This is a genomic window from Streptomyces sp. NBC_01622 (genome assembly GCF_045209635.1).
Lineage (GTDB): Bacteria > Actinomycetota > Actinomycetes > Streptomycetales > Streptomycetaceae > Streptomyces.
In genome coordinates this window covers 9,357,776-9,381,388 of record NZ_CP109293.1, presented here as the reverse complement: position 1 = coordinate 9,381,388, position 23,613 = coordinate 9,357,776, and the positions used below count along the sequence as shown (strand labels likewise).

Annotated in this window: 30 protein-coding genes; 12 read left to right on the top strand and 18 right to left on the bottom strand. The window is 70.6% G+C overall.

Annotated elements, in window-relative coordinates; all coding sequences use genetic code 11:
* Positions 1–116 precede the first annotated feature (116 nt).
* Positions 117–296: a hypothetical protein gene (locus OH768_RS43540; protein ID WP_026178900.1), complete on the top strand. Its 180-nt coding sequence runs from the start codon at positions 117–119 to the stop codon at positions 294–296.
* 53 nt (positions 297–349) lie between these two features.
* On the opposite strand, the gene OH768_RS43535 is transcribed toward OH768_RS43540, so the two are convergent.
* On the bottom strand, positions 350–1,090 hold the full coding sequence (locus OH768_RS43535) for an SDR family NAD(P)-dependent oxidoreductase (protein ID WP_406462115.1): 741 nt from the start codon (positions 1,088–1,090) through the stop codon (positions 350–352).
* 198 nt (positions 1,091–1,288) lie between these two features.
* On the opposite strand from OH768_RS43535, the gene OH768_RS43530 reads away from it, so the two are divergent.
* On the top strand, positions 1,289–1,780 hold the full coding sequence (locus tag OH768_RS43530) for a nuclear transport factor 2 family protein (protein WP_406462113.1): 492 nt from the start codon (positions 1,289–1,291) through the stop codon (positions 1,778–1,780).
* 97 nt (positions 1,781–1,877) lie between these two features.
* The gene (lnt, locus tag OH768_RS43525; protein WP_406462111.1) at positions 1,878–3,452 is read left to right on the top strand and encodes an apolipoprotein N-acyltransferase; all 1,575 of its coding nucleotides are present in this window, start codon (positions 1,878–1,880) and stop codon (positions 3,450–3,452) included.
* On the opposite strand, the gene OH768_RS43520 is transcribed toward lnt, so the two are convergent.
* Positions 3,370–4,281: a Gfo/Idh/MocA family protein gene (locus tag OH768_RS43520; protein ID WP_406462110.1), complete on the bottom strand. Its 912-nt coding sequence runs from the start codon at positions 4,279–4,281 to the stop codon at positions 3,370–3,372. The two genes, lnt and OH768_RS43520, sit on opposite strands and share 83 nt — an antisense overlap.
* A gap of 98 nt (positions 4,282–4,379) precedes the next feature.
* Between OH768_RS43520 and OH768_RS43515 the strand changes: the two genes are divergently transcribed.
* Together OH768_RS43515 and OH768_RS43510 are read left to right on the top strand one after the other, a co-directional pair.
* On the top strand, positions 4,380–4,892 hold the full coding sequence (locus OH768_RS43515) for a DinB family protein (protein ID WP_406462108.1): 513 nt from the start codon (positions 4,380–4,382) through the stop codon (positions 4,890–4,892).
* 117 nt (positions 4,893–5,009) lie between these two features.
* The gene (locus OH768_RS43510) at positions 5,010–5,492 is read left to right on the top strand and encodes a hypothetical protein (RefSeq protein ID WP_406462106.1); all 483 of its coding nucleotides are present in this window, start codon (positions 5,010–5,012) and stop codon (positions 5,490–5,492) included.
* A 27-nt stretch (positions 5,493–5,519) separates the two neighbouring features.
* Here OH768_RS43510 and OH768_RS43505 read toward each other — a convergent pair whose 3' ends face one another.
* The 8 genes from OH768_RS43505 to OH768_RS43470 form a co-directional block, all read right to left on the bottom strand.
* Positions 5,520–6,062 carry a hypothetical protein gene (locus tag OH768_RS43505; protein WP_406462105.1) on the bottom strand — a complete coding sequence of 181 codons (543 nt, stop codon included), beginning with the start codon at positions 6,060–6,062 and terminating at the stop codon, positions 5,520–5,522.
* Positions 6,063–6,165: 103 nt separating this feature from the next.
* Positions 6,166–6,849, bottom strand: coding sequence for a uracil-DNA glycosylase (gene ung / locus OH768_RS43500; protein WP_399194293.1), 684 nt, complete (start codon positions 6,847–6,849; stop codon positions 6,166–6,168).
* 113 nt (positions 6,850–6,962) lie between these two features.
* Positions 6,963–8,540 (bottom strand): ABC transporter substrate-binding protein, encoded by a 1,578-nt coding sequence (locus OH768_RS43495; RefSeq protein ID WP_406462104.1) that lies wholly within the window; start codon positions 8,538–8,540, stop codon positions 6,963–6,965.
* Between the two features lie 201 nt (positions 8,541–8,741).
* Positions 8,742–9,503, bottom strand: coding sequence for an SDR family oxidoreductase (locus tag OH768_RS43490; RefSeq protein WP_406462103.1), 762 nt, complete (start codon positions 9,501–9,503; stop codon positions 8,742–8,744).
* 21 nt (positions 9,504–9,524) lie between these two features.
* Complete coding sequence (gene fabG, locus OH768_RS43485; protein WP_406462101.1) at positions 9,525–10,286, bottom strand: 3-oxoacyl-ACP reductase FabG; 762 nt, start codon at positions 10,284–10,286, stop codon at positions 9,525–9,527.
* A gap of 142 nt (positions 10,287–10,428) precedes the next feature.
* Positions 10,429–10,845 carry a DUF3037 domain-containing protein gene (locus OH768_RS43480; protein WP_019071068.1) on the bottom strand — a complete coding sequence of 139 codons (417 nt, stop codon included), beginning with the start codon at positions 10,843–10,845 and terminating at the stop codon, positions 10,429–10,431.
* On the bottom strand, positions 10,842–11,597 hold the full coding sequence (locus tag OH768_RS43475; RefSeq protein WP_406462099.1) for a HipA family kinase: 756 nt from the start codon (positions 11,595–11,597) through the stop codon (positions 10,842–10,844). Before OH768_RS43475 ends, OH768_RS43480 begins: the two co-directional genes overlap by 4 nt.
* Before the next feature lie 135 nt (positions 11,598–11,732).
* A complete protein-coding gene (locus OH768_RS43470; protein ID WP_406465679.1) occupies positions 11,733–12,569 on the bottom strand; it encodes an SGNH/GDSL hydrolase family protein in 837 nt (278 codons plus the stop codon).
* A 350-nt stretch (positions 12,570–12,919) separates the two neighbouring features.
* Here OH768_RS43470 and OH768_RS43465 point away from each other — a divergent pair, with 350 nt between their 5' ends.
* A complete protein-coding gene (locus OH768_RS43465) occupies positions 12,920–13,396 on the top strand; it encodes a Rieske (2Fe-2S) protein (protein WP_406462097.1) in 477 nt (158 codons plus the stop codon).
* A 3-nt stretch (positions 13,397–13,399) separates the two neighbouring features.
* Here OH768_RS43465 and OH768_RS43460 read toward each other — a convergent pair whose 3' ends face one another.
* The gene (locus OH768_RS43460; protein ID WP_406462096.1) at positions 13,400–14,050 is read right to left on the bottom strand and encodes a cysteine hydrolase; all 651 of its coding nucleotides are present in this window, start codon (positions 14,048–14,050) and stop codon (positions 13,400–13,402) included.
* Positions 14,051–14,199: 149 nt separating this feature from the next.
* Between OH768_RS43460 and OH768_RS43455 the strand changes: the two genes are divergently transcribed.
* The gene (locus tag OH768_RS43455; RefSeq protein ID WP_406462094.1) at positions 14,200–14,667 is read left to right on the top strand and encodes a pyridoxamine 5'-phosphate oxidase family protein; all 468 of its coding nucleotides are present in this window, start codon (positions 14,200–14,202) and stop codon (positions 14,665–14,667) included.
* 23 nt (positions 14,668–14,690) lie between these two features.
* On the opposite strand, the gene OH768_RS43450 is transcribed toward OH768_RS43455, so the two are convergent.
* Together OH768_RS43450 and OH768_RS43445 are read right to left on the bottom strand one after the other, a co-directional pair.
* Positions 14,691–15,593: a LysR family transcriptional regulator gene (locus OH768_RS43450; protein WP_406462092.1), complete on the bottom strand. Its 903-nt coding sequence runs from the start codon at positions 15,591–15,593 to the stop codon at positions 14,691–14,693.
* A gap of 59 nt (positions 15,594–15,652) precedes the next feature.
* Complete coding sequence (locus OH768_RS43445) at positions 15,653–16,984, bottom strand: aminotransferase class I/II-fold pyridoxal phosphate-dependent enzyme (RefSeq protein WP_406462090.1); 1,332 nt, start codon at positions 16,982–16,984, stop codon at positions 15,653–15,655.
* 70 nt (positions 16,985–17,054) lie between these two features.
* On the opposite strand from OH768_RS43445, the gene OH768_RS43440 reads away from it, so the two are divergent.
* Positions 17,055–17,741 carry a pyridoxamine 5'-phosphate oxidase family protein gene (locus tag OH768_RS43440; protein ID WP_406462088.1) on the top strand — a complete coding sequence of 229 codons (687 nt, stop codon included), beginning with the start codon at positions 17,055–17,057 and terminating at the stop codon, positions 17,739–17,741.
* Positions 17,741–18,373 (top strand): FMN-binding negative transcriptional regulator, encoded by a 633-nt coding sequence (locus OH768_RS43435; RefSeq protein ID WP_406462086.1) that lies wholly within the window; start codon positions 17,741–17,743, stop codon positions 18,371–18,373. The genes OH768_RS43440 and OH768_RS43435 overlap by 1 nt, the downstream gene beginning before the upstream one ends.
* 44 nt (positions 18,374–18,417) lie before the next feature.
* Here the strand turns inward: OH768_RS43435 and OH768_RS43430 are convergent, their stop codons facing one another.
* The 3 genes from OH768_RS43430 to OH768_RS43420 form a co-directional block, all read right to left on the bottom strand.
* Positions 18,418–18,675: a hypothetical protein gene (locus OH768_RS43430; RefSeq protein WP_406462084.1), complete on the bottom strand. Its 258-nt coding sequence runs from the start codon at positions 18,673–18,675 to the stop codon at positions 18,418–18,420.
* A gap of 30 nt (positions 18,676–18,705) precedes the next feature.
* Positions 18,706–19,713, bottom strand: coding sequence for an EamA family transporter (locus OH768_RS43425; protein WP_406462083.1), 1,008 nt, complete (start codon positions 19,711–19,713; stop codon positions 18,706–18,708).
* Positions 19,714–19,801: 88 nt separating this feature from the next.
* Positions 19,802–20,353, bottom strand: coding sequence for a Clp protease N-terminal domain-containing protein (locus OH768_RS43420; protein WP_406462081.1), 552 nt, complete (start codon positions 20,351–20,353; stop codon positions 19,802–19,804).
* Between the two features lie 197 nt (positions 20,354–20,550).
* Between OH768_RS43420 and OH768_RS43415 the strand changes: the two genes are divergently transcribed.
* A complete protein-coding gene (locus OH768_RS43415) occupies positions 20,551–20,739 on the top strand; it encodes a hypothetical protein (protein ID WP_406462080.1) in 189 nt (62 codons plus the stop codon).
* Between the two features lie 145 nt (positions 20,740–20,884).
* On the top strand, positions 20,885–21,313 hold the full coding sequence (locus tag OH768_RS43410) for an SRPBCC family protein (RefSeq protein WP_406462078.1): 429 nt from the start codon (positions 20,885–20,887) through the stop codon (positions 21,311–21,313).
* Positions 21,314–21,418: 105 nt separating this feature from the next.
* On the opposite strand, the gene OH768_RS43405 is transcribed toward OH768_RS43410, so the two are convergent.
* On the bottom strand, positions 21,419–22,054 hold the full coding sequence (locus OH768_RS43405; RefSeq protein ID WP_026178907.1) for a PadR family transcriptional regulator: 636 nt from the start codon (positions 22,052–22,054) through the stop codon (positions 21,419–21,421).
* A 121-nt stretch (positions 22,055–22,175) separates the two neighbouring features.
* Here OH768_RS43405 and OH768_RS43400 point away from each other — a divergent pair, with 121 nt between their 5' ends.
* Entirely contained in the window at positions 22,176–23,072 is an 897-nt protein-coding gene (locus tag OH768_RS43400; RefSeq protein ID WP_406462076.1) for an aminoglycoside phosphotransferase family protein, read from the top strand.
* A gap of 3 nt (positions 23,073–23,075) precedes the next feature.
* Here the strand turns inward: OH768_RS43400 and OH768_RS43395 are convergent, their stop codons facing one another.
* Positions 23,076–23,600 carry a hypothetical protein gene (locus OH768_RS43395; protein ID WP_406462075.1) on the bottom strand — a complete coding sequence of 175 codons (525 nt, stop codon included), beginning with the start codon at positions 23,598–23,600 and terminating at the stop codon, positions 23,076–23,078.
* Between the last annotated feature and the right edge of the window lie 13 nt (positions 23,601–23,613).

Below are 23,613 nucleotides of genomic sequence, written 5' to 3'. Positions count from 1 at the left end.
CGGCCGCCCGGTTCACGGCGTCGGGCACCAGGCTCGCGGCGCCCGTGACCAACCCCATACGGTCTGAGTAGCCGTCCGGTAGCGCAGTGTCAGTCCTTGCCCCTAGGCTGTTGCGCATGTCCCCCGATTCCGTGACCCCTGGTTCCGTGCGGTCTGCTTACGAGGTGAACGAGCAGATCCGGGCTCTCTGGCTGCGCGCGGGCGGATCGCTCTCCACCCAGGAGCGGGAGGAATACGAGCTGTTGGTGGTCGAGTGGGCCGCGGCGATACGCGACGAGGTCATCGAGGCCGCCTGAGCGGCGCGCGGCCACACGCCGCGCGGTCGGCCGTAGAGGCGACTGCCCGGCGCTCACCGTCCGCCCGACACCCGCAACACCGTGCCCGTCGTGTACGAAGCGTCCGGTGACATCAGCCAGGCGATGGCCGCGGCGATCTCCTCTGGCTGCCCGGGGCGGCGCAGCGGAATCGACGCCGACACGCGTCGGGCCCGGTCCGGATCGCCCATTCTCGCGTGGATCTCGGTGTCGACGATGCCGGGCGCGACCGCGTTGACGCGGATGCCGTCGGGGCCGAGTTCCTTGGCCAGGCCCATGGTGAGAGTGTCCACGGCGGCCTTCGTCGCGGCGTAGTGGACGTAGTCCCCGGGGCTGCCGAGCGTGGCGGCCGACGACGACACGTTCACGATCACGCCGTTGCCCCGCGCCGTCATGGCCTGCGCGGCGCGGCGTGAACACAGCAGTGTGCCCAGCAGGTTGACCTCGACGACCTGGCGCAGGTCGGCGGTCTCGACGTCCGCGAGCCGCCCGAACGGTCCGGTCACCCCGGCGTTGTTCACCAGCCCGGTGACGGGCCCGAGTTGTTGCTCCGCCGAGGTGAACAGCCGCTCCACGTCCGCCTCCACGGAGGTGTCCGCGCCGACGCACACGGCCCGTACCCCGGACTGCCTTGCCCTGTCCGCCACTTGCTCGGCCGCCTTCGCGTCCCGGAGGTATCCCACGACCACGTCGTGCCCGTCCTCCGCGAGCCGCAGACAGGTCGCGGCGCCGATGCCCCGGCTGCCTCCGGTGACGACCGTGACGAGACGTTTCATGCGTACTCCCCTTCAAGGGTGGGCCGGTTCAGGAGCTGGAACGGCTGCTGAAGGCGCCCGCCGACCGGCATCGGGGCTGAGGAATCCGATCGCGCTCGGCGCTCGGAAGCGCACGCCTGTCCGAACACCACCGAATGTTCCCCACGTTGTCCCCGCGTACCCCTTGGCTCGGCACACCGCGTGACCAACACTTGCCCGATGACGCAGCGTGTGGAACTGGCGATCGTGATGGACCGGCTGGCCGTGGACGAAGTGATCACCGAGTACGCGGTGGCGGTGGACGACGGCGACTGGGAGGCGTACCGGAAACTGTTCGCGCCGAACGGACGGGCCGACTACCGGTCCGCCGGAGGCATCGAGGGGAACGCGGAGGAGATCGCCGGGTGGCTCGCCGACAGCATGCGGCTGTTCCCGATGCGGCAGCATCTGATCGTGAACCGGCGCATCCGCTTCGGCGCCCTGGACCAGAACACCGACGACACCGCGCGCGTCCAGGCCGACTACGTCAATCCGATGCGCTTCGCCAAGGAGGACGCCGACGACACGTCCACCGCGCCCGACTTCGTGTGCGGCGGGCGCTACGAGTTCGGGCTGCTGCGGACGTACGACGGCTGGCGGCTGACCGAGGTCGTGGTGGCGGAGAAGTGGCGGCGTCTTCCCGAGCGGCGCCCGGAGGCCGTGATCAACTGAGTCGATGGGGTCGATCGAGGTGATTGGCGCGACGTCCTCTGTGCGAGATCGTCCGTGGCGCGCACACTGGAGCGATCAGCGGGTAGGAAGGTGCCGTATGAAGACCTTCGGCGACTGGCTCGTCTCCCCCTGGCGGCGTTCACTACTCGCCGTACTCGCGGGCGCGCTGCCCGTGTTCGCGTTCCCGGCGCCGTCGTGGTGGTGGTTCGCCTACGTCGCGCTGGTCCCCTGGATCCTGCTGACCCGCTCGGCGCCGACCCCACGGCGGGCGGTCTACGACGGCTGGTTCGGCGGGCTCGGGTTCATGCTGGCCGTGCACAGCTGGCTGGTGCCGAGCCTGAGCGTGTTCATCGTGGTCATCGCCGGGCTGTTGGGCGTGCTGTGGGCGCCGTGGGGCTGGCTGGTACGCCGCTTCCTGGGTGGCGTACCGACACCTCGGCGAGGGGCCGCCGCACTCCTGGTCCTGCCCTCGGGCTGGCTGATGGTCGAACTGGTGCGGTCCTGGCAGGGGTTGGGCGGTCCCTGGGGTCTGCTCGGCTCCACCCAGTGGCAGGTGGAACCGGCGTTGCGGCTCGCCTCGGTCGGCGGGGTGTGGCTGCTGAGCTTCCTGGTGGTGGCCGTCAATGTGGCCGTCGCCGTGCTGGTCGCGGTCCGTGAGGTGCGGGTGCCGGCGGTCGCCGGGCTCGTCGCCACCGCCACCGTGACCTCGGCTGCCTGGGTGTGGTCGCCGCGCCCCGACATCGACGGCCGGGTGCGGATCGCCGTCGTACAGCCCGGGATCATCGACGGCGACGACAGCGGCGACCGGCGCTTCGACCGCGAGGAGCAGCTGACCCGCCAACTCGCCGGTCAGCACGTCAACTTGATCGCCTGGGGCGAGAGCAGCGTCGGCTTCGACCTCGGCAAGCGGCCCGATCTCGCCCGCCGTATCGCCGCTCTCTCCCAGGAGACCGGCGCCGACATCCTGGTCAACGTGGACGCCGAGCGGTCCGACAAACCCGGTATCTACAAGAGCTCGGTCCTGGTCGGCGCGAAGGGGCTCACCGGCGACCGCTACGACAAGATGCGGCTGGTCCCCTTCGGGGAGTACATCCCGTTCCGCTCGCTGCTCGGCTGGGCCACCTCCGTCGGCAAGGCGGCGGGCGTCGACCGCAGGCACGGCACCGAGCAGGTCGTGATGAACGTGGGGCACGGGCTGCGCATCGGCCCGCTGATCTGCTTCGAGACCGCGTTCCCCGACATGAGCCGCCATCTCGCCCAGGACGGCGCCGACGTCCTCCTCGCCCAGTCGTCGACCTCGTCCTTCCAGAACAGCTGGGCCCCCGAACAGCACGCCACCCTAGCCGCGTTGCGCGCCGCCGAGACCGGCCGCCCGATGGTCCACGCCACCCTGACCGGCGTCTCCGCCGTCTACGGCCCGAGCGGACAGCTCATCGGATCATGGCTGGGCACGAACAAGAGCACGACCCAGGTCTACGACGTCCCGCTCGCGCACGGCATCACACCGTACGTCCGCTACGGCGCCTGGCCGGTGGGCCTGGCCCTGCTGGTGCTCGCGGCCATGTGCGCCGGTGAGGGCGCGACGGCGTTCAGGCTGCGGCGGACCGCTCCACGACCGCTCGCACCACCCGCTCGCACAGTTCATGAGTCGCCAGCGCGTCCCGGGCACTGAGCACCTTCCCTGCTCGTACGGCGTCCAGGAAGGCGAGTACGGCCTGCTCGATGCCGCGCTGCCGGGCCACCGGGACCCAGTCCCCGCGGCGCCGCACGGTCGGCTGGCCCTTGTGGTCGACGACCTCGGCGAGGTTGACGACCTGGCGCTTGGTGTCCTGGCCCGAGACCTCCAGGATCTCCTCCACCGAGCCGCTGAGCCGGTTCATCACCCCGAGCGCGGTGAAGCCGTCGCCGGAGAGCTGGAGCACGAGGTGGTGCAGCAGTCCGTCCTGGGTGCGGGCGCGCACGGTCACGTCGTCGACCGGCCCGGGCACCAGGAACCGCAGGGTGTCCACGATGTGGATGAAGTCGTCCAGGATCATCGCGCGCGGCTCCTCCGGGAGCCCGATCCGGTTCTTCTGCATGAGGATCAGCTCGCGCGGATGGTCGGCGCACTGCGCGTACCCGGGGGCGTAGCGGCGGTTGAAGCCGACCGCGAGCGACACGTTCCGCTCCTCCGCGAGCCGCACCAGGCGCTCGGAGTCGGCGAGTTGGTACGCGAGCGGCTTGTCGACATACGTCGGTATGCCCGCCGCCAGCAGCCTGGTGACGATCTCGGGGTGCGCGGCGGTGGGCGCGTGCACGAACGCGGCGTCGAGGTCCTGCGCGAGGAGTGCGTCGAGGTCCGTGTGGCGCTGTTCCGCCGGCAGGTGAAGGCCGTCGGCGACGCGGGCGAGGGTGGCGGGGGTGCGGGTCTGAAGGTGCAGTTCGACGCCGGGCAGGGCGCCGAGAACCGGCAGGTAGGCCTTCTGCGCGATGTCACCGAGTCCGATGCAGCCGACCTTCACGGAGCCTCCCTGGCGCTCGACAGGCGGTGCGTTCTCGGAAGCATACGGCGGGGCGATAACCGGTGGTGCGGGCGGACCGGGCGCGCGAGGATGCGGGCATGACGATCGAGCGCAGTGAACCTTCGACCACCGCCGACGAACGCACCATGCTGGAGGGCTGGCTGAACTACCACCGGAACACCCTCGCCTGGAAGTGCGAGGGGCTGACCGACGAACAGCTGAGGACCGCTTCCGTGGAGCCCTCCACGCTGTCCCTCATGGGCCTGGTGCGGCACATGGCGGAGGTGGAGCGGGGCTGGTTCCGCAATGTCATGGCGGACGAGGGGATGGGCCCGATCTACTTCAGCGACGAGGACCCGGACGGCGAGTTCCATCTCACCGGGGCGGACACCTGGGCGGAGGCGTACGCCACCTGGCAGGCCGAGATCGAGGCGGCGAACGAACACGCGGCCCGGTTCACCCTGGACGACCACTCCCTGGGCAAGCACCGGCGCACCGGCGAGCGCTTCAACCTGCGCTGGATCTACACCCACATGATCGAGGAGTACGCGCGGCACAACGGCCACGCCGACCTGCTCCGGGAGCGGATCGACGGAAGCACCGGCGACTGACGTCACGTCACCCGGGGCGGGCGCGGGCCGTCCGTAAGGGGCCGGAGATCACCCGTGTGGGGCATCATCCGCCCGTCCGCTGTCCCAAACAGGGCCGGAACCAGCAGAGTTGCACGGGTGCATCGAACGACGACCACCGCAACGCTCCTGGTCACCGTGGCCGTCTCGGCCCTGTCCGGCTGTGTGACCGTCCAGCGGCCACCGGCTCTCGCTCCCCCGGCCGCGCCGTCCCAGGCGTCGGTGCCGCGCCCGGACGGCAGCGCGGAGCCGCAGGTCGTACAGGCTCCGGCCCGGGAGGCGCTCGAACTCACCGACCCCTCGCACCATCCGAAACCGGCCACGCAGCCACCGCACCGCGCACCGGCTCCGCCCCCGCGGGCGGCGCAGGCACCGGTACCGGTCCCCCGCGCACACCCGCATCCGCACGCCCATCCTCACCCGAAGCCGCGGCACCCCCGGCAACCGGGCGCGGACATCCCGGACGTGGTCAAGTCGGTGCCGAAGAACACATCGGACGTGTGCGCCCTGGGCAGGAAGTACGGCGGCTGGCGGTCGGACAGTCCGCAGTCGATCATCTGCGGTCAGACGTACGGGCGTTGAGGCGGACGGGAACAGATCAGCCGGACTCTAGGGCCGCTGTCTCGGCGGCCCCCAGTTCCTTTCCCCGGCTGCACCGCCCTCTGTATCGAGCCGCAGCTCCAGTCTGCCGATCGCGGCCCGCACGCCGTTGCCGTAGCCGTCGTCCGCGAGGGCCGTGCAGGCCTCGCGAGCGCGGCGGAGGTGGGTGCGGGCGGCGTCCGGGCGGTCGAGCTTGATGTAGTCGGCGGCGAGGTTGAGATGCAGGGAGGGGTAGAAGCCGCGCACCGCGCTCGTCTCCTCCCCGCCCGCCTCGTCGCTGTCGTCGGCCTCCCGCCCGTCCGTCAGCTCGTCCGCCGCCGACAACGCCCTGAGATCCCAGGCGAGTTCGTCGCTCGGGTCGTCCTGGGTGTCGGCCAGGTAGTGGGCCAGCGTGCAGCGGTGCAGCGGGTCGCCGTCCTCACGGAGCTCCGCCCACAGGCCGAGCAGCCGCTCCCTGGCCTCCTCGCGGTCGCCGCCGTGGTGCAGCATGACGACCTGTCCGATCCGCGTCAGCAGGGCGTCCGGCGCCGCCTGTCCCTGTCGCTCCGCCACCGCGTCCTCCGCACCTTGTCAGCCACCGTTAGCCGTCCCTGTCGACGCTAACCGTCCCCACTGACAATCCCCGTCAGGCGGCCCCGGCCCCGCCCCGGTGGGGTCAGCCCAGGTTCGGGATGCGCCAGTCGATCGCGGTGTGGCCCTGCTTCGCGACAGCCTCGTCGATCTGGGTGAACGGGCGGGAGCCGAAGAACTTCTTGGCGGACAGCGGGGAGGGGTGCGCGCCCTTGACCACCACGTGCCGCTCCTCGTCGATGAGGGGGAGCTTCTTCTGCGCGTAGTTGCCCCACAGGACGAAGACCGCCGGGTCGGGGCGCTCGGCCACCGCGCGGATCACCGCGTCCGTGAACTTCTCCCAGCCCTTGCCCTTGTGGGAGTTGGCCTCGCCGGAGCGGACCGTGAGCACCGCGTTGAGCAGCAGGACGCCCTGCTGGGCCCACGGCATCAGATAGCCGTTGTCCGGGATCGGGAGGTCGAGCTCCTCCTTCATCTCCTTGTAGATGTTCCGCAGGGAGGGCGGGGTCTTCACCCCGGGTCGGACCGAGAAGCACAGGCCGTGTCCCTGGCCCTCGCCGTGGTACGGGTCCTGACCGAGGACCAGCACCTTCACCTGGTCGTACGGTGTCGCCTCCAGGGCGGCGAAGACCTCCTCGCGCGGAGGGTAGACCGGCCCCTTCGCCCGCTCCTCCTCGACGAACTCGGTCAGCTCCTTGAAGTAGGGCTGCTGAAGCTCGTCGCCCAGGACTCCGCGCCAGGACTCAGGGAGCATGGAGATGTCGGTCACGTCAACTTCCTTACCGTGTGCGGCGACTGCGATGCGGAGCGACCGCGCGGTGCGGTCGCTTCCATGTCCCAGAACCTACAGGCGACCACTGACAACCAATGCCGCGATCCGGTTCACCAGCTCGTCTTGCGGTACAGCTGCCACATCATCATGATCGTCGACGGGTCGAGGGCCTGTTCCCCGCCGGAGATGTCGTCGCTGGCGGCCACGTACTGCCGACCCTGCCACAGCGGCAGCAGCCGGGTGTCGTCCACCAGGATCTGCTGCGCCTCCTCGAACTCCTTGACCACCTCGGCCCGCTCGGTCTCCTTGCGGGACTCGGGCAGCAGTACGTCGGTGATCTTCGGCGACGGGTAGGGCGTGCCGAGCGCGTTCTGCTGCCCTACGAAGGGCGCGATGAAGTTCTCGGCGTCGGGGAAGTCCGGGAACCAGCCGCGCCCGAACACCGGATACTCGCCCTTCTGGTAGCCCGTCACATACGTCTTCCAGGGGCGGCTCTTCAGCGTGATCGTGAAGAGCCCGGAGCCGTCGAGCTGACGCTTGAGTTCCTTGAACTCCAGGGCGGTCTCGGAGCCGTAGCGGTCGCTGGTGTACCAGAGGGTGAGCGGGACTCGGTCGGTGATGCCCGCGCGGGTGAGGATTTTCCGCGCCTTGGGGACGCTGGGGTCTCCGAAGTCGTCGAAGAAGGCGGTGCTGTGGCCGGTGAGGCCTTTCGGGACCATGGAGTAGAGGGGGTCCACAGTGTCGCGGTAGATCTTGTGGGTGATCGCCCCGCGGTCGACGACCTGGGCGACGGCCTTGCGGACGGCGGGGTTCCGGGCCCACCGGTCCTTGGGGTTGAACACCAGGTAGTTGATGTCGGTGCCGGAGCCGTCGACCAGTTGCAGGTCCTTCGAGGGGCGGCCCTGGAGGGTGACGATGTCGTCGGCGGCGAGACCGCGGTAGGTGACGTCGATCTTCCGGTCCCGCAGCGCCTTGACCATGGTGCCGGAGTCCTGGAAGTAGCGGATCGTCACCGCGCTGTTCTCACGCTTGGCGAAGCCCTTGTAGCGGTCGTTGCGGACGAGTTGGGCCTGTTTGCCGTCGTCGTAGGACTTCAGGGTGTACGGCCCGGAGCCGAAGACCTTGCCGTCCTTGCGCAGCGAGTGCGCGGGGTAGTCGTCGGGGTCGACGATCGACATGGCCGGGGTGGCGAGCACGAACGGGAAGGTGGCGTCGGGCTTGTTGAGGTGGAAGAGTACCTCGCGGCCACCGGTCGCCTGGACGCGGTCGAGGCTGCCCAGCAGGCCGGCGGGTCCGCCCGGGACGTCGATCTGTCTGATGCGGTCGATGGAGTGCTTGACGGCCTGGGCGTCGAGGGTGTCCCCGTCGGCGAACTTCATGCCCGCGCGCAGTTCGCAGCGGTACGTCGTGTTCGAACTGTCCGTGAATCCACAGCTCTTGGCGGCGTCCGGCTCGGGGGTGGTCGCGCCGGTCGGATAGGCAAGGAGCGTCTGGTAGATGTTGCGGAACAGCTCCCACGAGCCGTCCCAGGAGGCGGCCGGGTCGAGCGTGCTGGGGGCGCTGGTGGTGCCGACGACGATAGGTCCCCGGTCGTCCGGATTTCCGTCCGAGAACACCCCGCATCCGGCCACCAGGGATATCGACGTGATCGCCGCGGCTCTCCGCAGGCCTCGGTTCCGGTTGAACACGCGCACGCTCCTCGATCCGCCATACCAAGGGTCGGCAGACCATACCGCAGTGCCCCGGCCGGTTGAGCAAGGTTCGGACGGGGCTCTTGATCAGCGGTTTTATGACGACGTTGTCAGTCCGCTGTGCGCGTTTTCGTACCTCGACACGGGCGCCGGTTCCGTAAAGGGAACAGCAAAGAAACCGGCGCCCGGGACGTCGGGTCAGCCCATTCCGGCGTTCAGGAGGATGCCGCCGTCGACGACGAGGGTCTGGCCGGTGATCCAGTCGGACTGGTCCGACGTCAGGAACGCGGCGGCGCCGCCGATGTCGGACGGCACACCGAGGCGGGCCATCGGGTAGGAGGCGGCGGCCTCCGCCTCGCGGCCCTCGTACAGGGCGGCGGCGAACTTGGTCTTCACCACTGCCGGGGCAATGGAGTTGACCCGTACGCCGGGCGCGAACTCGTGCGCCAGCTGGAGCGTCAGGTTGATCATCGCGGCCTTGCTGACGCCGTACGCGCCGATGAACGGCGAGGCGGAGACCCCGGCGAGGGAGGCGATGTTGACGATGGCGCCGCCGTTGTCCTTCTGCCAGGCGTGCCAGGTCTTCTGTGCGAAGCCGAGCGCAGAGATGACGTTGGTCTCGAAGACCTTGCGGGCGACGTTGAGGTCGACGTCGGCGATCGGGCCGAACACCGGGTTCGTACCGGCGTTGTTGACCAGATAGTCGACGCGGCCGAAGGCCTCCATCGTGCGCTCGACGACGACGGCCTGGTGGGCCTCGTCGTGGGCCTTGCCGGCCACGCCGATGACACGGTCGGCGCCGAGCGTCTCGACGGCCTCCTTGAGGGCGTCCTCGTTGCGGCCGGTGATGCAGACCCGGTCGCCGCGGGCGAGCAGCGCCTCGGCGACGCCGTAGCCGATGCCGCGGCTGGCGCCGGTGATGACGGCGACCTTGCCGGAGAGTTCAGGCAGTTCAGTCATGGTTCCGTGTTCCCGAATTCCCTAGTTGAGCGGTCCGCCGGCGACGTACAGGACCTGGCCGGAGACGAAGCCGGCCGCCTCGTTCGTGAAGAAGGCGACGGCGTTGGCGATGTCGTCGGGCTCGCCGACGCGCTGCACCGGGATCTGGGTGGCGGCGGCGGCCTGGAAGTCGTCGAAGCCCATGCCGACGCGGGCGGCGGTCGCGGCGGTCATGTCGGTGGCGATGAAGCCGGGGGCGACGGCGTTGGCCGTGATGCCGAACTTGCCGAGCTCGATGGCGAGGGTCTTGGTGAAGCCCTGCAGGCCGGCCTTGGCGGCGGAGTAGTTGGCCTGGCCGCGGTTGCCCAGGGCGGAGGACGAGGAGAGGTTGACGATCCGGCCGAAGCCCGCGTCGACCATGTGCTTCTGGACGGCCTTGGTCATCAGGAACGAGCCGCGCAGATGCACGTTCAGGACGGTGTCCCAGTCGGAGACGCTCATCTTGAAGAGCAGGTTGTCGCGGAGCACGCCCGCGTTGTTGACCAGGATCGTCGGCGCGCCCAGCTCCGCGACGATGCGCGCGACGGCGGCCTCGACCTGCGCCTCGTCGGAGACGTCGGCGCCGACCGCGAGGGCCTTGCCGCCGGCCGCGGTGATCTTCTCCACGGTGTCCTTGCAGGCGGCCTCGTCGAGGTCGATCACGGCGACCGCACGGCCTTCGGCCGCGAGGCGTACGGCGGTGGCGGCGCCGATGCCCCGCGCCCCGCCGGTGACAATCGCGACCCGCTGCTCAGTGGTGGACATTGCTGGCTCTCCTCGCCCTTGAGAATCTCTCGCCCTGGAAATCTGCGGCCCGCCGGTGAGCGACCGCTTAGTACCTTCGGCAGACGTGACGCTAGAAGCCCTGGCACTCGGTGTCAACGCCACATGAGCCGGGTGTGATTCATTACCTCACCAGCAGGTCGAGCAGGCGCTCCGTCTCGGCCGCCGGATCGACGGTGAGACCGGTGTGCACGGGCCCCGGCTGCACGACGGTGGACCGGGGCGCGATCAGCCAGCGGAAGCGCCGCCCGGCGTCGTCCCGCGCCGCCTGCCCGGCCGCGTCACCACCGGCACACACGCCTTCCACGGCACCCAGCGCGGCCCGGATCCCGGCCACATCGGCCTCCGGGTCGAGGGCGAGCAGCCTCGCCTCGTCCAGATGGGTGCGGGCGCCGACGTAGGAGCGGGCGCGGCAGTAGACGAGGACTCCGGCGTTGATGCACTCGCCGCGTTCCACACGCGGTACGACGCGCAGCAGGGCGTACTCGAAGACGTCCCGTTCGTTGGCCTCGCTGGGCCGGATGATGTGGCGCTCGGTCACTGGTCCCTCTTGATGCGCTCGTGGATGACGGCGGCGCGCGCGAGGAGGGGCGCCGCGTAGGCCCGGCGGAGGTCGTCCGGGGTGTCGAAGCCGGGTTCGCCGGTCAGCCAGACGTCGGGGATCTCGGCGGTGACCTCGGCGAGGAGTTCCCCGGTGACCTGCGGTGCCAGGTCGGCGGCGGCGGTCGCGAGGTCGGGGGCGAAGCGGGCGAGGGCGTGGTCGGCGGCGTCGTAGGGGCGGGCGGCGGAGGTCTCGGCGCCGGGCCAGTTGTGGTGCCAGATCATGGTGGCGCCGTGGTCGATGAGCCACAGGTCGCCGTGCCACATCAGCAGGTTGGGGTTGCGCCAGGACCGGTCGACGTTGTTGACGAGCGCGTCGAACCAGACGATCCGGCCCGCCTCCCCGGGGCTCACAGAGAAGGCCAGCGGGTCGAAGCCGAGCGCGCCGGAGAGGAAGTCCATGCCGAGGTTGGCGCCACCGCTGGACCTGAGGAGTTCCTGTACCTGCTGGTCGGGTTCGCCGAGCCCGAGCACCGCGTCGAGGTCGAGGGTCACCAGCCGTGGCACCCGGAAGCCCAGCCGACGGGCCAGCTCCCCCACGACGACCTCGGCGACGAGCGTCTTGCGGCCCTGGCCCGCGCCGCTGAACTTCATGACGTACGGCGCGAAGTCGTCGCCCTCGACGAGTCCCGGCAGCGAGCCGCCCTCCCGCAGGGGCGTGATGTAGCGGGTCGCGATGACTTCCTTGAGCACTTTCCGAGGCTCCCTAGCCTTGCCGTCCACAACCGCTTCGGACGCGCCTCCGGCACGGAGTGAGCATTCTATGAGGAGCGGGGGGCGCCCGCTCTCACCAGGGCCGGGACAACCGGCGCCCCCTTTGCGCTCAGGTCATCGGCGGTATGCGCCGCAGCGGACGGCGCGCTCCACGGTGGCGGCCATGGCCTGCTGGCCCTGGGCGTTGGGATGGGCGGGCGCGGTCGGCGCCGCCGCGACCAGGGGTTCGATCCAGCGCTCGCCGGCCGGCTTGCACATGTCGTGTCCCACGGTCGGGGTGTAGGTGTCGACGTAGGCCGCGCCGTGCGCCGACGCCTGGTCCGCGATCATCGCGTTGAGCTTCTTCTCGGTGTCCCGCAGATAGGCGAAGTCACCGGCCGCGAGCGGTACGGCGGAGCCGGTGCAGCCGACTCCGTCGTCCGGGAACAGGTCGGGATAGCCGACCACCACGACCCTGGCCCGAGGAGCCCGCTCGTGGACGGCGTCCAGGGCCGCGGCGACCTTGGGAGCGGTGTCGTCGACGCGCTGCGCCAGCCGGTCGGTGCCGTCGCTCGTGAAGAAGGTCTGGCACGGATTGCCGGTCGGGTTCTTGGACGTCAGTCCGGCGCAGGTGGCCAGGTTGCCGGAGAAGCCGATGTCGTTGCCGCCGATGGTCAGGGTGACCACGTCCGTGTCCGCGCCGAGTGCGTCCAGTTGCGGCGCCTTCGAGCCCTGAGGTCCGGCCAGGGCCGTCGTGGTGGCGCCCGAACAGCTGACGTCGGTCAGCTGCCAGTTCCTGGCTGCCGCGAGGAGCGACGGATAGTTCTGGTCGGACCGCGCGCATGTGGCGTCGGCCTGGGTCGGTATGCCGGGGCCGGCGGCGTACGAGTCGCCCAGCGCGACGTAGTTCACGGTGTGCGCGGTGTGCGCCGAGGCGTTCGCCGCCGTCGCCCCCGCGACGGACAGGGCCATCGCGCAACCCGCCACCGCGGCGCCGCGCAACAGGCTCCGCCGGCCGGGAGATCTCTTGCTCTGCTCGTTCAAGTCCGTCCATTCGTCGGGCCCCCGCCCCCGGCACCCGTCGGGGTGTGGGCGTTGTGCTGGCAGGACTTGAAACGGCGCGCGCACCAAGGAGGTTCACTCACGGCTTCACCGGGTGCGTGTTCAGGCCTTATGCAGGGCCGACAGCGAAACGACAGCGAGGTTTTACGTCTGCCTGATCTCGATAAGGCCAAGCTCTCGACACCGTCTGAACGACGGTCATCCGCACCCCGTACCCCTTTGCAGACCCACAAATGCTTTCTTCTGGAAGGAACGTCAGCATGACCAGCGATTCGTTCGAACCCGTTACGGCGCCCTCCCGTCGCACCGCGTTGGCGGCGGTCGGCGCGGCGGGACTCGCCGTCGCGCTGACCGCGTGCTCGTCGAGCGACGACTCCTCGTCGGACTCCTCGGACACTTCGGGCTCCACCACGACTGCCGGCGCGTCCACCGCCCAGGGTGACGCCGGCGGCACCGAACTGGCGAAGATCACCGACATCCCCGAGGGCGGCGGCAAGATCTTCGCCAGCCAGGGCGTGGTGGTCACCCAGCCGACGGCGGGCACCTACAAGGCGTTCTCGTCGAAGTGCACCCACCAGGGCTGCGCCGTGACCACGATCACCAACGGTGTCATCGGCTGCCCGTGCCACAAGAGCGAGTTCTCCATCACCGACGGCAGTGTGAAGCAGGGTCCCGCGACCCAGGCGCTGCCCGCCGAGCAGATCACCGTGACCGGGGACTCCATCACGCTGGCGTGACGGTCAGCGTCGATCCGCCCTGCGCGGTCGTTTGAAGCAGCCCAGCACCTCGTCCGTGGTCGCGACCGTAGCGACCAATGCGAGGGTGTTGCGGATCATCGCGGGGGTGTACTCCGAGGGCACCCCCGCGATGGCGTCCTTCGGTACGACGACGGTGTAGCCGCGGTTGACGGCGTCGAACACCGCGTTGGGGATCGCCACGTTGGCCGAGACCCCGGTGACGATCAGTGTGCGGCAGCCCAAGTTCCGTAGCAGCGCGTCGACTTCGGTGCCCTGGATCGGTGACAGACCGTGCAGCCGTCGTACGACGAAGTCCTCCTCGGCGACCTCTATCGGGGGTGCCACGCGCACCGCCGCGGTGCCCGACAGCTGCTGGACGGGCAGGCGTTCGGCGGCGCGGAACAGCCGGGCGTTGTGGTTCGCGCCCCGGCCGTCCGGCCGGCGTTCGGCGAGGGCGTGGATCACCTGGACCCCGCTCTCGTGCGCGGCGGCGACCAGCCGGGCGATGTTGGCGAGCGCGCCCGACGAGCGGGCGGCGAGGGCGAGTTCGGGCAGTGCGCTGTCCGGGCCGACCACGCCCTGTTGACATTCGACGGTCAGCAGGGCAGTGCTCACAGTGTCGAGGATCTCACTGAGTTGTGCGTGCGACGGCATGGCTCTCCCTTGTCGTCGACGGCTGGGGCGGGTGACAGTAACGAGCATCGCGTGCGTTCGGAAGACGGCCGACGCCCGTCCGGCCGCTTTTCCTGACATACCGTCAGAAGCGGCTGCCCGCCGCTCGCGCCGTAGCCGAAGGGGATCGCATGACCGCCACTCAGCGCCGAGGCCGGAAGATCATGATGACACCCGAGGAGCTGGACGGGTTCCTCGCCGCCGAGCGCACCTGCCGCGTCGCGACCGCCTCCGCGGATGGCGCCCCGCATGTCAGCCCGCTCTGGTTCGCCTGGGACGGCACCTCGCTGTGGCTTTACTCGATCACCCGCAGCAAGCGCTGGGCCGATCTGCGCCGCGACCAGCGCGTCGCCGTGGTCGTCGACGGCGGGCACGCCTACGACGAGTTGCGGGGCGTCGAGCTGTCCGGGACCGTCGAGTTCGTGGGCGAGTCCCCGCGCACGGGTGAGCCGCAGCCCGAACTCGTCGCGGTGGAGAAGCTGTTCGCGCAGAAGAACTTCGGCCTTGACGCGATGCCGTACGACGGCCGGCACGCGTGGATACGGCTGACGCCGGACACGGTCACGTCCTGGGACTTCCGCAAGTTGGCGGCGTTGTAGGCGAGTTGCTCCCGGGCAGGCTGTCAGACGACCGTCTCGGCCGCCGCCCGCAGCGCCTCGACCGCCGCGCGGATGGAGGGGCGGCGGTCGGCGTCCGCGCGCCAGACGACGTAGACATGCCGGCTCACCCGCTGCCTCAGCGGGACGGTGACGACTCCAGCGGGCATCGGGCTGCGGCCCAGCAGGGGTGCGATGCAGACGCCCAACCCGGCTGCCACCAGGCCCAGTTGGGTGTGCGTCTCGGCGGCGCGGTGGCCGATGATCGGCTCGATGCCCCGGGAGCGCAGGGTGAACATCAGCCACTCGTGGCAGAACTCGCCCTCGGCCCAGGTGATCCACTCGTCCTCGGCGAACTCCCCGAGGTCCACCTCGTCGCGGCCCGCCAGCGGATGCCCGGCCGGCATCGCCACATCGGCGGGGTCGTCCAGGATCGGCGCCTTGACCAGGCCGTCGGGCAGCGGCATCGGCTTGTTGTACCAGTCGAGGACGACCGCGAGGTCGAGATCGCCGCGCACGACGCCCGCGATCCCGCTCTCCGGCTCCAGTTCGGTGGAGCGGACGCGCAGCGCGGGGTGCTCGGCGCGCAGCGCGGCGAGTGCGGCGGGGAAGAGGCCGCGCGCGGCGGTCGGAAACGCGGAGAGCCTCAACTCGCCCACGACCTGCCCCCGTTGAGCCTCCAGGTCGGCCTGGGCCAGCTCCACCTGGGACAGGATCCGGCCCGCGTGCTCGGCGAGCAGCCGGCCGGCGTCGGTGAGCCGCACCCCCCGCCCGTTCTTGGCGAGGAGTTGCTGTCCCACCTCCCGCTCCAGCTTGGACATCTGCTGCGACACGGCCGAGGTCGTCACATGCAGCCCCTCGGCCGCACCGCTGACCGACCCGTGCCGGGCCAGGGCGTCCAGGGTGCGCAGCCGCTCCAGGTTCAACACGTAAGCGATACTACGAGATACCCGAAGTCGAATCCCGCTCGCGCTACAAGGTGACGTCCTTACGCGTAGCCGCGCATCGGCGTCCGGCCGCACGCGGAGGCGATCGCCTCCGCCAACTGCCCGGTCTCCTCGGCCGTCAGGGTCGAGACGGTGATCCGGATGCCGGGCGGTGCGCTCATCCGGAAGCGGGCGCCGGGCGCGACGGCCCAGCCCGCGTGGAGGAGGCGGGAGACCGCGCCGGTCTCGTCCGGTACCGGGATCCACACATTGAGGCCGCTGCGGCCGTACGCCGTGACCCCGTGGTCGGCGAGCGCGGCGATCAGCGCGTGCCGGCGGCGGCCGTAGGCGGCGGCCACGGCCGGGGTGTCCACCGCGCCGTCGGCCCACAGCCGGGCCACGGCACGCTGGGTGATCCGGCTGACCCAGCCCGGCCCCAGGCGCTGGCGGCCACGGACCCGGTCGAGGGTGACGGTGTCCCCGGTGAGCACGGCGAGGCGCAGATCGGGGCCGTAGGCCTTGGCGACCGAGCGGACGAAGGCCCAGTGGCGGGTGGCGCCGGCCAGCGGGTGCAGGGGCTGGTCGACGATGCCGTGGCCGTGGTCGTCCTCGATCAGCAGGATCTCCGGGTGGTCGCGGAGCACGGAACGCAGGGCACGCGCGCGCGTGGCACTCACCACGGCTCCGGTCGGGTTCTGCGCCCGGTCGGTGACGATCAGGGCCCGCGCGCCGGACTCCAGCGCGGCGCGCACGTCGTCGGGGTGCGGTCCGTCGTCGTCGACGCGGACGGGGGTGACGCGCAGCCCGAGCGCCGGTACGAGGTCGAGCAGGCTGCCCCACCCGGGGTCCTCGACGGCGACGGTGTCACCGGGCTTCAGATGGGCGGCGAGGACGCGCTCGATGGCGTCCAGCGATCCGGAGGCGACGGCCACGGGGCCGGCCGGCACGCCGTCCGCGTCCAGCGCTGCCCGTGCGATGCGTGCCAGCTCCGGTTCGACCGGGTCGTCGCCGTACATGACCGGTTCCCGGTCGGAGAGCTCGGCGGCCCGGGTGAACGCCTCGGTGAGGGAGGGCAGCAGGGCGGGATCCGGGTTGCCGTGGGACACCTCGCGCACCCCCTCCGGCACCTCCACGCGGATGTGCTCCCGCCCGGTCGTGGCCGGCTTGGGCCGCACCCGGCTGCCGCGCCGCCCGTCGGTCTCGATGACCCCGCGCTCCCGCAGGGTCCGGTACGCGGCCGCGACCGTATTGGGATTCACCCCCAGTTCTACGGCCAACTCCCGCATCGGCGGCAGCAGTTGCCCCGGCTCCAGCTCTCCCGAGCCCACCGCGCGCTCGACGTCGGCAGCGATGTCGGCTGCGCGTCGCCCTTCGATCCGATATCCTCCTAGCACAAAGCTTACTATGCACTAGTGCAATAGGCATCGCAACTCGACCCGCCCAGCAACGAACCCGGAGAGCACCATGCAGGGGACCACCTCACAGCCGACGTCGCAGCCCGCCGCGTACACGCCGACCGACCTGACCGTCCCCACGCGTTCCGCGGACCGGGCGTCGTACGACAAGGAGCTGGTGCACGCGATACTCGACACGGCCTACGTCTGCCATCTCGGCTTCGTCCGCGACGGCCGGCCGGTCGTGCTGCCGACGCTGTTCGGGCGGGTCGGCGAGCGGCTGTACGTGCACGGTTCGACGGGTGCGCGCCCGCTGCGGATGACGGGGCAGGCCGACCCGGGGCTCCCGGTGTGCCTGACGGTGACCCACGTGGACGGTCTGGTGCTGGCCCGTTCCGCCTTCCACCACTCGATCAACTACCGCTCCGTGGTGGTGCACGGCATCGCCCACCAGGTGACGGACCCCGAGGAGAAGCGGACGGCGCTGGACGCGCTGGTCGACCATGTCGTGCCCGGCCGTGCGGCGGACTCCCGGCCCGGCAACAAGAAGGAACTCGCCGCCACCATGGTGATCCGCCTCGACCTCGACGAGGTCTCCGCCAAGCTCCGCACCGGCGGCGCGAACGACGAGCCCGAGGACCTGGACCTCCCCCACTGGGCCGGCGTCCTCCCGCTGAACACCGGCTACGGCACCCCGCTCCCGAACGACGACCTGTCCCCCGCCATCGAACTCCCGGACTACCTGGCGGTGTTGTGATGCTCATCCACCCCTGGGACGCGCCCCACGACGACACCGAGTGGCAACACTGGCTGGCCGACCACGACTTCGGCCAACTCGCCGTCAACGGCCCACCCGGCGAACCGCCATTGATCCAGCCCCTCCACTTCGCCTACGACCCCGAGCGCGGCGAGGCGGTCACGCACCTGGCCCGCCCCAACCCCCTGTGGCCGGCGCTGGAGGCGAACCCACAGGTGGTGCTGAGCATCGTCGACGACTACGTGTACATCCCCGGCCCCTGGCAGGCCGACCCGGACGTCCCACCGGAACACGGCGTGCCGACCAGTTTCTACGCGGCGGTCCAACTCCGCTGCACCGCCCACCTCGTGGACGACCCGACCGAGAAGGCGACCCTCCTCAACCGCCAGGTCGGCCACTTCCAGCCCGAGGGCGGCACCACACCGGTCGCCCCCGGCGAACCACCGAACGGACGCCTGCTGTCCGGCATCCGCGCCCTACGCCTCGAAGTCACCGGCGTACGCGCCAAGTTCAAGTACGCGGGCAAGCGGTCGGCCGAGGTCCAGGACCGCATCGCGACGGGGCTCGCCGGGCGGGGCGGGGTGCGGGACGACGTGGCGCGGGGGCATTTGCTGCGGCGGCGGGAGGGGTGAGGAGGGGGCGCGCATGAGGGTGAAAGGGCGGGTGCGGCCTGCGGTCAGCCGAAGTAGAGCTCGACGTCTTTGTCCAGACAGAGCCTCATAACGGGGCCGTCGTCGTCCGGATGGTCGAGCAGCGGTTTCAGCACGGTGGTGACGCTGCTCCACGGACGGTCTCCGCCGAAGCCGTACATCTCGCCGAGGGCGAATCCCTCGGCCTGGGCCAGCCATCGCCTGAACATGTCGAAGCCGCTGTAGGACCAGGCGGCGTCCGGGCTGGTCACGTCGCCATCACCAGGGAAGAGCATGAGCCCCATCCAGTCCTCCTTGCCCGTGCTCTGCGCGGTCTAGGCAGCAGCTCCCCGTGAGGACAGTTGCTCCCTTTCGCGGCCGCCCGTCGCAACCGGTTCCTCCGAGCCCTTCGTGGGGGCCGAGGACTGGGCGATGAACGCGCCGAGCAGGACGACCGATCCGCCGATGATCTGGGGGGCGGAGAGGTGTTCGCCGAGGAGGACCCAGGCCAGTACCGTCGCGACGACCGCTTCGAGGCAGGCGACGACGCCCGCGACCTGCGGGGAGAGGCGGCGGACGGAGACGACTCCGGTGACGTAGGCCAGGACCGTGGCGACCAGGACGATCCAGGCGAGGAGGACGGCGGCCGGGACGGGGGTGCCGTTCATGTGGGCGTCGCCCTTGAGGACGGACCAGTCCATGGTCCAGGGGCGGGCCACGGCGGTCAGTACGAGGGCGCCGACGAGCAGGCCGTAGGCGATCACGCCGAGCGGGTCGGGTGCCTCGGTGCCCGCGTCGCTGCCCTGGTCGGACAGGACGAAGTAGCCGACCTGGCAGCAGGCCGCGGCGAGCGCGAGCAGCAGTCCGACGGCGTCGAAGCTCAGGCCCGACCACACCTCGACGACGCAGGCGAGGCCGCCGGCCGCGAGGACCACGCCGAGCGCGGCGGCGCGGGTGACCGGACGCCGCTGCACGAACCGGACCCAGCCGAGCACGAGGGCGGGTGCGAGGTACTCGACGAGCAGGGCGACGCCGACGGGTATGCGGGAGATCGCGGCGAAGTAGCAGGCCTGGACGCCTGCGACGGCGAGCAGTCCGAAGCCGACGAGCAGTGCGGGGCGGCGGCGGACGAGCGCGCGGTGGCGCAGGGCGAGCGGCAGCATCACCAGGGCGGCGCCGGCCACCCGCAGCCACACGACGTGCAGCGGGTCGAGGCCGGCCTCGATCAGCGGCTTGGCCGCGACTCCGGATCCCCCGAAGGCCAGCGCGGACCCGAGCGCCAGACCGAGCCCGACACCCTTCGCACTACCGGCGGCACTGCTCTCAGACGTATGCACGGCCACATGATGGCAGGCGATGACATGAGCGTCACCCCTGTTGACACCTGTCTCAGCGCGTGGACGGCCTCCGCGCGGTCGGTGACCGGCTCGATCAGCAGCCCGTCTCGCCGCCCGCGACGTATTCCCCCGGCCGGCTCTGGATCCACACCAGTACCTCGGGGGACTCGATGCCCGCGCGGTGGAGGACCTCGACGGCGCGGGCCTCGGGGTCCGCGACGAGCGCGGCGAGGAGGTCGATGCCGCCCGCCAGGTCGCCGTCGCGGAGTCCGGCGCGCTCGCAGGCGTACTCCAGGGCGCCCGCGGCCAGCGGCGACCAGCCCTCCGCCGCCGGGATCACGGGGATCGCGCCGGAGTCCTCGACGCTGCCCTGCCAGCGCAGGCCGTAGCCGATGCTGCGCTGCACCAGATAGCCGAGCAGTCGGGCGATCTGGGGGCCGTCGCCGAAGACGGCACGTGCCTCGGGGTCCGACTCCAGGAGGCTGTGCAGGAGATGGGCCGTGTCGATCTGCCGGTCCCCGTCCCGCAGGGCCCGGCGGCGGGCACCCGCCACCACCGCTGCCAGCTCTGCACTGAGCCTGGCATCGTTGTCCGCGCGGTGAATGCCCTGCTCGCGGTTCGACTGCCTGGGAATACGGGGTTGCACACTCTTACCCCATCAGTCCCCCGCATTGAGGGCATCCCCGGAGGGGAGCATTTCGGCATCCCACACAGAGTGGACCCCGGGCGACGGGATCTCCTCCTTACGGATGAGATCACGCGCCTCAACCCCGAGAGGCGCGCGCCGCCTTGCCGTGCGCCCGTGCGCAACCGCGCTGCCCCGGGCGTACGTCTTTCGCGAACATGGAGAGCAGTTGCTGGCCGGTGGCGCTGCCGGCGGTCGACGGCAGCCAGTACGTGTACCGGGTGTACGCCCTGGAGGACGCACTGCCCGCCGACCTGTTCTGGGACGCGTGGCACTGCCACGACGAGAGCGCCCACCCGCGCGCGTGGGATCTCTTCGACGCCGCGGTGATACGGCGCGTGGGCTGAGGCCGGCGAAGCCGATCCGCTCCGAACACGGGCGCTGCGGACACTTCCTGACTGTTCATCAGTATTGAATGTTGCGCGCCCTGCGGCTACGTTCCGCGACACCGTAGCCCGACAGCACCGTAGCCCGACAGGAAGAGGTGGTCGTATGGCCGAAATCAGCGCGGAGGCACGCATCGAGGCCCCGGCCGAGAAGGTGTGGACCCAGCTCACGGACTGGTCCGCGTACGGCGAGTGGAACACGACCCACACCAACTTCCCCAAGGGCGGCCCCGAGACCCTCGAAGCGGGCGCGACCTTCCAGGAGAACATGAAGCTGATGGGCTTCCCGGCGGAGGTCGAGTGGACCGTCGAGGAGGTGGCGGCGGCCCGGGTGCTGGCCATCCGCGGCAAGGGCCCGATGGCCGTGAACGTCGCCACGCGCTACACGCTCACCCCCGACGGAGACGCCACGACGGTCCGTATCGACGGCGAGTTCACGGGTGCGGCGGTGACGTTGATGGCGGGCAAGCTGAAGGACTCGGGGACGGCCGCCCTGAACGAATCGCTGCGCAAACTGGGCGGGCTGGTGGCCTGAGGAAGGCGCCGGGGCACCGCAGGAACGGGAACGCGCACAGGGAAGGCGCCCCACGGAACTCCCGTGGGGCGCCTTCACCTGCAGCCCTTTCCGACCTCGAGGACATCAGTCCTCGTCGGCCAGGATCAGGTACAGCTTCTTGCGGGCGTCGTTGATGACGGTCAGCGCCTTCTCGCGCTGCTCCTTGCTGCCGGTCTTCCAGACCTGACCGAAGGCCTCCATCAGACCGAAGCCGGCCTGGCGGATCTCACTCAGGGCCTCCCAGTCGACACCGCGGGAAGCCTCTTCCCAGGGCGCGTCCGGACCTTCCTCGGCCGCGGTGCGGCCGGCGTCGGTGAGCGAGAACAGCTTCTTGCCGCCCTCCGTCGCGCTGGCGATCAGGCCCTCGTCCTCCAGCAGCTGCAGGGTGGGGTAGACCGAGCCGGGGCTCGGCTTCCACGCGCCGCCGCTGCGCTCGGCGATCTCCTGGATCATCTCGTAGCCGTGCATCGGCCGGTCCTTGAGGAGGGCGAGGATCGACGCGCGTACGTCGCCACGCCGCGCCCTGCCTCGCGGGCCGCCGCGCCCTCGTCCGCCCCAGGGGCCGGGACCGAAGCCCGGTCCGAAGCCGGGGCCACCGGGACCGCCCGGGCCACCCGGCCCGAAGGGCCCGAAAGCCGCACGCCGCCCGTCGGGGCCGCCTCGGCCACGCCGGGGGTGGCCTTCCTGTCCATGTCCACGCTCGTATCCGTGGGTACGCATCGCAATCACTCCATTCCATCGTTGATCTGTCGCGATGCGTCAACGATATATCGGAACTGTTCGGGTGGCAAGCCTCCGAAGAAATCTCGGTTGATCCGGACCCGGGCACATGAATAACTGCATGACCATGCATGTCGACCAAGTGGACGTGACCACCGAAATCGTCGCGACCTTGATCCGGGAGCAGTTCCCCCGGTGGAGCGGCCGGGCGATCCAACCCCTGTCGTCGACGGGGACGGTCCACGCGATCTTCCGGATCGGGGACGGCCTCTCCGCGCGTTTCCCACTGCGTCTGGCCGATGCCGCCGAGGTGCTGGCGGTGCTGGAACGGGAGGCCCGGGCGAGCGCGGAGCTGGCACAGGTGTCCCGGTTTCCCGTCCCGGAACCCGTCGCCCTGGGCAAGCCCGGAGCGGGTTACCCCATGCCGTGGTCGGTCCAGACCTGGCTGCCGGGAACGGTCGCCACTGACGCCGACCCCAGTGGCTCGGACACCTTCGCCGAGGACCTCGCGGCCTTCATCGCATCCCTGCGGGACGCCGAGACACGGGGGCGGGTTTTCGACGGCGACAATCGCGGCGGCGTCCTCTCTCACCACGACGACTGGATGGCGACGTGCTTCGAGGAGAGCGAGGGGCTGCTCGACGTGCCCCGGCTGCGCCGGCTGTGGAGCCACCTTCGCCGGCTGCCGCGCACGGCTGCCGACGTGATGAGCCACGGTGACCTGATTCCCGGCAATGTCCTGGTCGCCGGAGACCGGCTCGGCGGCGTACTCGACACCGGCGGCTTCGGGCCGGCCGACCCCGCGCTGGACCTGATCAGCGCCTGGCACCTGCTGCAGCCGGGCCCCCGGAACGTACTCCGGCGGGCACTGGCCTGCGACGACCTGGAATGGGAGCGCGGCAAGGCATGGGCGTTCGAACAGGCGATGGGTCTCGTCTGGTACTACGTCGAGACCAACCCCAAGATGAGCAGCATGGGGCGCCGGACACTCGACCGCATTCTGGAGTCGATGGATTGACGGTTATCCGCGCCGACGGTCCCGGCTCCACGCCGGCAGCCAGTCGTCGACCGCCGCGAAGTCCGCACCGGTGAGGCCGGTCGTCGAATCCACGCGATGGAGCAGGGCGTGCCCTCCGTGGTGGTCCGACACCCAGGCGCGGTCGAGGTCGGTGATCTCGTCGTCGACCCAGATGAAGGGGCGGCCCGCCGCGGCTCGGACCAGGGCTCGGGTCTTCCAGTTGAGTACGTCGGACGCGTACTCCTGCGGTGGGTCCGGCAGTTCGGCCACCGGAAAGCGCGGCAGCCCGAGGAGTGGCGACAGCACCTCGTTGGCGTACCCCATCCACGCGGTGGCCCAGATCAGCTCGCAGGGCAGTGCCAGCAGACGCGGAACATGGCCTGCGTCGATCTTCGCCAGCTGGGGATTCGACGCGCCCTGCCAGTCCGTCCACCCCTGAGGGCTCGACGGCATCCGCGCCCCGCCGAGGGGCAGGAGTGTTCCGTCGACGTCCAGGAAGAACAGCGGGCGTTCCGTCCGTTCGGTCACGACTCCTCTCTCA

Excerpts from the sequence above, each read along its gene's own strand:
- OH768_RS43540 (WP_026178900.1), top strand. The coding sequence starts at position 117 with ATGTCCCCCGATTCCGTGACCCCTGGTTCCGTGCGGTCTGCTTACGAG.
- OH768_RS43535 (WP_406462115.1), bottom strand. The coding sequence starts at position 1,090 with ATGAAACGTCTCGTCACGGTCGTCACCGGAGGCAGCCGGGGCATCGGC.
- OH768_RS43530 (WP_406462113.1), top strand. The coding sequence starts at position 1,289 with ATGACGCAGCGTGTGGAACTGGCGATCGTGATGGACCGGCTGGCCGTG.
- lnt (WP_406462111.1), top strand. The coding sequence starts at position 1,878 with ATGAAGACCTTCGGCGACTGGCTCGTCTCCCCCTGGCGGCGTTCACTA.
- OH768_RS43515 (WP_406462108.1), top strand. The coding sequence starts at position 4,380 with ATGACGATCGAGCGCAGTGAACCTTCGACCACCGCCGACGAACGCACC.
- OH768_RS43490 (WP_406462103.1), bottom strand. The coding sequence starts at position 9,503 with ATGACTGAACTGCCTGAACTCTCCGGCAAGGTCGCCGTCATCACCGGC.
- fabG (WP_406462101.1), bottom strand. The coding sequence starts at position 10,286 with ATGTCCACCACTGAGCAGCGGGTCGCGATTGTCACCGGCGGGGCGCGG.
- OH768_RS43470 (WP_406465679.1), bottom strand. The coding sequence starts at position 12,569 with ATGGCCCTGTCCGTCGCGGGGGCGACGGCGGCGAACGCCTCGGCGCAC.
- OH768_RS43465 (WP_406462097.1), top strand. The coding sequence starts at position 12,920 with ATGACCAGCGATTCGTTCGAACCCGTTACGGCGCCCTCCCGTCGCACC.
- OH768_RS43460 (WP_406462096.1), bottom strand. The coding sequence starts at position 14,050 with ATGCCGTCGCACGCACAACTCAGTGAGATCCTCGACACTGTGAGCACT.
- OH768_RS43455 (WP_406462094.1), top strand. The coding sequence starts at position 14,200 with ATGACCGCCACTCAGCGCCGAGGCCGGAAGATCATGATGACACCCGAG.
- OH768_RS43440 (WP_406462088.1), top strand. The coding sequence starts at position 17,055 with ATGCAGGGGACCACCTCACAGCCGACGTCGCAGCCCGCCGCGTACACG.
- OH768_RS43435 (WP_406462086.1), top strand. The coding sequence starts at position 17,741 with ATGCTCATCCACCCCTGGGACGCGCCCCACGACGACACCGAGTGGCAA.
- OH768_RS43430 (WP_406462084.1), bottom strand. The coding sequence starts at position 18,675 with ATGGGGCTCATGCTCTTCCCTGGTGATGGCGACGTGACCAGCCCGGAC.
- OH768_RS43415 (WP_406462080.1), top strand. The coding sequence starts at position 20,551 with ATGGAGAGCAGTTGCTGGCCGGTGGCGCTGCCGGCGGTCGACGGCAGC.
- OH768_RS43410 (WP_406462078.1), top strand. The coding sequence starts at position 20,885 with ATGGCCGAAATCAGCGCGGAGGCACGCATCGAGGCCCCGGCCGAGAAG.
- OH768_RS43405 (WP_026178907.1), bottom strand. The coding sequence starts at position 22,054 with ATGCGTACCCACGGATACGAGCGTGGACATGGACAGGAAGGCCACCCC.
- OH768_RS43400 (WP_406462076.1), top strand. The coding sequence starts at position 22,176 with ATGACCATGCATGTCGACCAAGTGGACGTGACCACCGAAATCGTCGCG.